4 protein-coding genes and 3 pseudogenes are annotated in these 7,317 nt (G+C 51.6%); 2 read left to right on the top strand and 5 right to left on the bottom strand.

The features are described 5' to 3' along the window. Positions 1–242: IS1 family transposase (locus BGK49_RS06770; protein ID WP_001735704.1), on the bottom strand; the 242-nt coding region annotated here is incomplete at its 3' end. Between the two features lie 57 nt (positions 243–299). Here BGK49_RS06770 and BGK49_RS29125 point away from each other — a divergent pair. After that, positions 300–548: pseudogene (locus tag BGK49_RS29125) on the top strand (hypothetical protein); the annotation flags it as partial. Here the strand turns inward: BGK49_RS29125 and aceK are convergent. The 4 genes and pseudogenes from aceK to metA all read right to left on the bottom strand — a co-directional run bounded on the left by aceK (position 517) and on the right by metA (position 6,569). Further along, positions 517–2,253, bottom strand: a complete 1,737-nt coding sequence (aceK, locus tag BGK49_RS06760) for a bifunctional isocitrate dehydrogenase kinase/phosphatase (protein WP_001137198.1) — start codon at positions 2,251–2,253, stop codon at positions 517–519. The pseudogene BGK49_RS29125 and the gene aceK overlap by 32 nt on opposite strands. A gap of 182 nt (positions 2,254–2,435) precedes the next feature. Then, positions 2,436–3,740, bottom strand: a pseudogene (gene aceA, locus BGK49_RS06750) (isocitrate lyase). Between the two features lie 29 nt (positions 3,741–3,769). Then, a complete protein-coding gene (gene aceB, locus BGK49_RS06745; protein WP_000138895.1) occupies positions 3,770–5,371 on the bottom strand; it encodes a malate synthase A in 1,602 nt (533 codons plus the stop codon). A 268-nt stretch (positions 5,372–5,639) separates the two neighbouring features. Next, the gene (gene metA, locus BGK49_RS06740) at positions 5,640–6,569 is read right to left on the bottom strand and encodes a homoserine O-acetyltransferase MetA (protein WP_001122787.1); all 930 of its coding nucleotides are present in this window, start codon (positions 6,567–6,569) and stop codon (positions 5,640–5,642) included. A gap of 156 nt (positions 6,570–6,725) precedes the next feature. On the opposite strand from metA, the pseudogene BGK49_RS06735 reads away from it, so the two are divergent. Further along, a pseudogene (locus BGK49_RS06735) lies at positions 6,726–7,174 on the top strand (acetyltransferase). Positions 7,175–7,317 lie beyond the last annotated feature (143 nt).

The following is a 7,317-nucleotide window of genomic DNA, read 5'->3' as shown; positions in this document are numbered from 1 at the left end:
AAAACCGTGTTGAGGCCAACGCCCATAATGCGTGCACTGGCGCGACATCCGACGCCATTCATGGCCATATCAATGATTTTCTGGTGCGTACCGGGCTGAGAGGCGGTGTAAGTGAACTGTAGTTGCCATGTTTTACGGCAATGAGAGCAGAGATAGCGCTGATGTCCGGCAGTGCTTTTGCCGTTACGCACCACGCCTTCAGTAGCGGAGCAGGAAGGACATCTGATGGAAATGGAAGCCACGCAAGCACCTTAAAATCACCATCATACACTAAATCAGTAAGTTGGCAGCATTACCCTGACCATGCACGCCTGTTTGGATTTACCGCTGAAGATATTATGGATTTTTGGCAACACAAAGCGCCACAAAAATACTCTGCCTTTGAGTTGGCTTTTGAATTTGGTCACCGGGTTATTGCTGAATTAATCCTTAATACATTAAATAAGATGGCTGAAAGCTTTGGCTTTACGGATAACCCTCGATACATTGCGGAGAAAAATTATATGGAAGCTTTACTCAAAAAAGCATCTCCCCATACCGTACGCTAAATCTTTGCCTGCGCCGATACGCATAAACATCTTCCACATGCCCTTCACGTATGCGGTTTTGTAGTGCGCGCCAGTAATCAGCGCGGAACAGGTCGGCGTGCATCTCTTCAAACAGCGGACCAATACGCGGGTCGGCGCATAGCCAGTGGCGAAACTCTTCCGGGAAAACATCGCCCGGCGAGACGCTGTACCACGGTTCGCTGGCAAGTTCGTCTTCCGGATAGCGCGGCGGCGGGATGTCGCGGAAATTCACTTCCGTCATGTAGCAAATTTCATCGTAATCATAAAAAACCACACGCCCGTGACGGGTGACACCGAAGTTTTTAAACAGCATGTCGCCAGGAAAAATGTTAGCAGCGGCAAGCTGGCGAATAGCGTTACCGTATTCTTCAATGGCGTCGCGCAACTGCTGACCTTCCACTTGTTCCAGCCAGATATTGAGCGGCACCATCCGCCGCTCGATATAGAGATGGCGAATTACAATCTGCTCACCAAGATCGGTGATTTTTTCCGCTGCTTCCTGGAGCAGTAATTCCATTAATGCCGGGGAAATATGCCGCTTCTCCAGCACAAAGTTTTCAAACTCCTGGGTGTCCGCCATTCGGCCCACACGGTCGTGCTCTTTCACCAGTTGATAGCAGGCACGAACGTGAGCGGCAGACATCTCTTTCTGCGGCGCGAACTTGTCTTTGATGACTTTGAATACCCGATCAAAGCCCGGCAGCGTAAACACCAACATCACCATTCCACGAATACCCGGCGCTTCAATGAACTGCTCACTACAGCCCTGTAGATAAACGAGATATTCGCGGTAGCTTTCGGTTTTGGCGTGCTTCTGGCAGCCGATAGCCATATACAATTCAGCAGTGGTTTTACCTGGCAGAATTTCCCGTAGCCACTCGACCAGCGCTGCGGGCAGCGGTGCATAAACCATAAAATAAGAACGCGCAAAGCCAAAAACAATGCTCGCTTCGGCGGTCGTCATCAGGCAGGTATCAATAAATAACTCGCCGTCGTCCGTCTGGTGGATCGGCAGTAAGAAGGGCAACGTGCCGGAAGGCGTGATCAGTTTGCCCACCAGCCAGGCGGCTTTATTGCGGTAAAACAGTTCGTTCGCCACCTGTAAATGACTTTCCGCGAGGTTGTCTGTCCCCAGCGTTTCCGTCAGATGGCGAATGATGTAATGAATGTCACGGCTTTTATTCTGCCAGCGCAGGCGCAGCGGCAGGTCGCTGATAACGCGCATCAGTAGAGATTCCCAGCCGTGATCGGGGTGAAAGTCTTTCGCCAGCGGGCGGGGAATGGTACGAAAGCGGCGCTCTGGCTGAGAGCTAAAGATAAAAAGCCGCTCGGGAGTAAGCGAGCGGTGGTCAAATAACCGACAGTACACGGAGTTAAAAAAGCTCTCCGCAATCTCGAAGCGCGGGTAATCCGGCAACAGCCGCGTGTAATGCTCTTTAACGCGCAGTAAAAATGCCGCGTCCGTACTTTGGCCGTTAGTAATGCAGCGCAGTTGCTCCACGACCAGACCAACGTGATGATCGTAAAGATGGATACGGTTTTTCATCGCCAGCTGGACAGCATGCCAGTCGGCCTGTTCGAAACGCTGCTGCGCCCCGGAAGTCACTTCGAGGAATCGACCATACTGAGCGTCGAAGCCTTGCAAAATGGTTTGAGCAATCAGTAATTCCAGGCCACGCGGCATTTAACGCCCTCATCAGGAGCAGAGAATTGCCGGATGCGGCGTAAACGCCTTATCCAGCCTACGTTCGGCAACGGTTGTAGGCATGATAAGACGCGCAAGCGTCGCATCAGGCATCGTGCACCGATTGCCGGATGCGGCGTGAACGCCTTATCCGGCCTACAGTCAGCAACGGTTGTTGTTGCTTAGAACTGCGATTCTTCAGTGGAGCCGGTCAGCGCGGTGACTGAAGACGTGCCGCCCTGAATAATAGTCGTCACTTTATCGAAGTAACCTGTACCCACTTCCTGCTGGTGAGATACGAAGGTATAGCCATCTTTCGCGGCGGCAAATTCCGGCTGCTGCACTTTCTCAACGTAGTGCTTCATACCCTCGCCCTAGGCATAGGCGTTTGCCAGGTCAAACATGTTGAACCACATGCTGTGGATACCTGCCAGGGTGATGAACTGGAACTTGTAGCCCATATCCGACAGCTGCTGCTGGAAGCTGTCAATAGTTTTGTCGTCGAGGTTTTTCTGCCAGTTGAACGACGGCGAGCAGTTATAAGCCAGCAGTTTGCCCGGATATTTCGCGTGGATAGCTTGTGCAAAGCGACGCGCCAGTTCCAGATCCGGCGTGGAGGTTTCACACCAGACCAGGTCAGCATATGGCGCATACGCCAGGCTACGGCTGATCGCTTGCTCAATGCCCGCATGAGTACGGAAGAAGCCTTCACTGGTACGCTCGCCGGTAATAAATTCGCTGTCATACGGGTCGCAATCGGAGGTGATCAGATCCGCTGCATCGGCATCGGTACGAGCAACCAGTAGGGTTGGAACGCCCGTCACGTCAGCTGCCAGACGCGCCGCGACCAGTTTCTGAATAGCTTCTTGAGTTGGCACCAAAACTTTGCCGCCCATGTGACCGCATTTCTTCACTGACGCCAGCTGATCTTCGAAGTGAACTGCCGCTGCACCGGCTTCAATCATCGCTTTCATCAGTTCAAAGGCATTCAGGACACCGCCAAAACCGGCTTCCGCATCGGCAACGATCGGCAGGAAGTAATCGACATAGCGCGGATCGCCCGGCTCAATGCCCGCGGACCATTGGATCTGATCCGCACGGCGGAAAGTATTGTTGATCCGCTCCACCACAGCTGGCACCGAGTTTGCCGGATAGAGCGACTGATCCGGATACATGCTGGCCGCCAGGTTAGCGTCCGCCGCTACCTGCCATCCCGACAGATAGACTGCTTCAATACCCGCTTTCGCCTGTTGCAGCGCCTGACCGCCAGTCAGTGCACCGAGGCTGTTGATGTAGCCTTTTTTCGACTCGCCATGCAGCAGACGCCACATTCTCGCCGCGCCCAGTTGCGCCAGGGTGCATTCAGGATTGACTGAACCGCGTAATTTCACCACATCTTCCGCGCTGTATGGGCGAGTAATGCCTTCCCAACGCGGTTGAGTCCACTCTTTCTGTAATTCTTCAATTTGTTGTGTACGGGTTTTCATGTGCAGATGCTCCATAGTTATGTGGTGGTTTACGCTAACAGGCAGTAGCCTGGCAGGGTCAGGAAATCAATTAACTCATCGGAAGTGGTGATCTGTTCCATCAAGCGTGCGGCATCGTCAAAACGCCCCTGGGAGAAACGTTCTTCGCCCAGTTCGCTGGCAATGACTTTCATCTCTTCGCCCAGCATCTGGCGGAACAAGGCTTTAGTTACCGGTTTGCCATTGCTCAACATTTTTTGATGATGGATCCACTGCCAGATTGAGGTACGGGAAATTTCAGCCGTCGCCGCATCTTCCATCAGGCCATAAATCGGCACACAGCCGTTGCCAGAGATCCACGCTTCGATGTACTGCACGGCTACGCGAATATTTGCGCGCATACCTTCTTCGGTGCGTTCACCGTCACAAGGTGCCAGTAGCTGATCGGCAGTAATCGGCGCGTCTTGTTCGCGCATCACTTCAAGCTGATTTTTACGGGAGCCGAGAATGTCGTTGAATACCGCCATTGCCGTATCCGCAAGGCCTGGGTGAGCGATCCATGTGCCATCGTGACCGTTATTGGCTTCCAGCGATTTATCCGCTTTTACTTTGTTGAGCACCTGGTTATTGTGCTCTTCATCTTTGCTCGGAATAAACGCCGCCATGCCGCCCATCGCAAAAGCACCGCGTTTATGGCAGGTTTTAATCAACAGGCGTGAGTAAGCATTCAGGAATGGTTTATCCATCGTCACTGCCTGTCTGTCTGGCAGGACGCGATCGGGATAGTTTTTCAACGTTTTGATATAGCTGAAGATGTAATCCCAACGACCGCAGTTCAGACCAACAATATGGTCACGCAGCGCGTGAAGGATTTCATCCATCTGGAACACGGCGGGCAGCGTTTCAATCAGCAACGTCGCCTTGATGGTGCCGCGCGGCAGATTAAAGCGATCTTCTGCATAGCTGAAGACTTCGCTCCACCAGACCGCTTCCTGCCAGGACTGGGTTTTCGGCAGATAGAAATAGGGACCACTGCCCTTTGCCAACAGAGCCTGATAGTTGTGGAAGAAATAGAGCGCAAAATCAAACAGGCTGCCGGGGATTGCCTCACCACGCCAGGTGACATGTTTTTCCGGCAAGTGCAGACCGCGTACCCGACAAATCAAAACCGCTGGATTGGGCTTGAGCTGGTAAATTTTGCCTGCTTCATTGGTATAGCTGATGGTACCGTTAACTGCATCACGCAGGTTAATTTGCCCGTCGATCACTTTGTTCCAGTCCGGGGCCAGTGAATCTTCGAAATCGGCCATAAAGACTTTCACATTGGCGTTGAGCGCGTTGATCACCATCTTGCGCTCTACCGGGCCAGTTATCTCTACGCGGCGGTCTTCTAAGTCCGCAGGAATCCCGCGAATTTTCCAATCAGCATCGCAAATGGAAGCTGTTTCCGAAATAAAATCAGGCAACGTTCCGTTATCAATATCTTGCTGCTGCTGAATGCGCGCTGCCAGAAGTTTATTTCGTTGTGGCGTAAAATGCGTCACCAGCTCAGTCAGAAATTCTACCGCTTCGGCAGTAAGAATTTGCTTCTCCTGCTCGCCATACGGCCTTGTGAAAGCCAGTTCATCGGTTGTTGTTGCCTGTTCAGTCATCGTGCAGCTCCTCGTCATGGATCCGAAAACTTCCCCACTGTGAACGAAGGATCGTTGTGCGCTTTTCGTTCAGCACAACTAAGACTACTCATTTAAAATGCAAAATCAAAAACAATTTCCATTTTAATTAAAAATACTTGATAACTTATTGATAACAATGTGAATAAAATTTATTCACCTCCTGAGGTGCGTTTCGGAAATAAAAAAGGCACCCGAAGGTGCCTGAGGTAAGGTGCTGAATCGCTTAACGATCGACTATCACAGAAGATTAATCCAGCGTTGGATTCATGTGCCGTAGATCGTATGGCGTGATCTGATAGACGTAATAGTTGAGCCAGTTGGTAAACAGCAAATTACCGTGACTACGCCAGCTCGCTCGCGGTGTATTTTGCGGATCATTGTGCGGGAAATAGTTATACGGTACTTCCGGGTCTAGTCCGGCTTCCACATCGCGGAAATATTCCTGCGCCAGCGTTTGCGCATCATATTCGGGATGGCCCGTCACAAAGGCAATGCGCTTATCTTTGCTGGCAAACAGATATGCATCCCCTTCTTCCGTCTCTGCCAGAATTTCCAGATCGGTGTAATCACGAATCAACGCTGCCGGAAAGTCAGCATAGCGCGAATGTGGTGCCAGGAATGAATCATCAAAGCCACGCGTCAGAAGCGCATGAGGATGGAGAATATGATGCTCGTAAACGCCAGAGAGTTTGTCGGTGCGAGTTTGCTTAGGAATGCCGTAGAGGATATTGAGCGCGGCCTGTACCGCCCAGCAGACAAACAGCGTCGAGGTGACGTGATCTTTCGACCACTCCAGCACCTGTTTGATCTGCGGCCAGTAAGCGACATCATTAAACTCCACCAGGCCCAGCGGCGCACCGGTTACAATCAGACCGTCAAAGTTCTGTTCCTGAATATCTTCAAAGTTACAGTAGAAGTTGTTCAGATGCTCTGCGGGCGTGTTGCGCGATTCACGGGAATCGATGCGCAACAGCTGAATATCGACCTGCAAAGGTGAGTTTGAAAGCAGGCGCAGAAACTGATTTTCAGTTTCAATCTTCTTCGGCATCAGGTTAAGGATCAGAACCTTAAGTGGACGAATTTCCTGACCAGACGCACGAGAAGTTGTCATCACAAAGACGTTTTCTTCACGCAAGAAATTGACGGCGGGTAGCTCGTCCGGCACACGAATCGGCATAACCTGATTACCTCACTACATACACTTATACGTTTGGACATCCAGATAGCTGAAGATAACCAGAAAATTTGCCAATGTCGAGCCTGCATGTTGAAGGTGAGAAAGTTTCAAGGAAAAGACTACGTTAGAATATAAGAATGACTAAAAGGAGAGAAAATGGTTATTAGTATTCGCCGCTCACGGCATGAGGAAGGGGAGGAACTCGTTGCGATTTGGTGTCGATCTGTCGATGCCACACACGATTTTTTATCAGCAGAGTATCGGGCCGAGCTGGAGGTGCTAGCTAGTTCGTTCCTTACTGCCGGAAGCGCCGTTGTGGGTCGCGGTTAATGAACGGGATCAGCCGGTTGGGTTTATGTTGTTAAGTGGGCAGCATATGGATGCGCTGTTTATCGATCCTGATGTGTGCGGCTGCGGCGTGGGTCGGATGCTGGTGGAGCATGCGCTCTCGATGGCACCGGAACTGACAACCAACGTTAATGAGCAAAATGAGCAGGCGGTTGGGTTCTATAAGAAGGTGGGTTTTAAGGTTACGGGACGCTCTGAGGTGGACGATTTGGGGAAACCCGTATCCGTTGCTGAATCTGGCGTATGTGGGGGAATAAGCCGCCCCTGCCGTGCCTGCCCAGGCTGGAGAAGACGCGCCAGCGTCGCACCCGGCATTTTTTTCACCAACGCAAAAAGGCCCAGTCTTTCGACCGGGCCTTCTGCTTAACTTGATGCCTGGCAGTTCCCTACTCTCGCATGG

The organism is Shigella sp. FC1544 (assembly GCF_001722145.1).
In the GTDB taxonomy this organism is placed as follows: domain Bacteria; phylum Pseudomonadota; class Gammaproteobacteria; order Enterobacterales; family Enterobacteriaceae; genus Escherichia; species Escherichia coli.
Note: the sequence above shows the minus strand (reverse complement) of the source record. Positions and strands in the feature narration are given on the sequence as shown.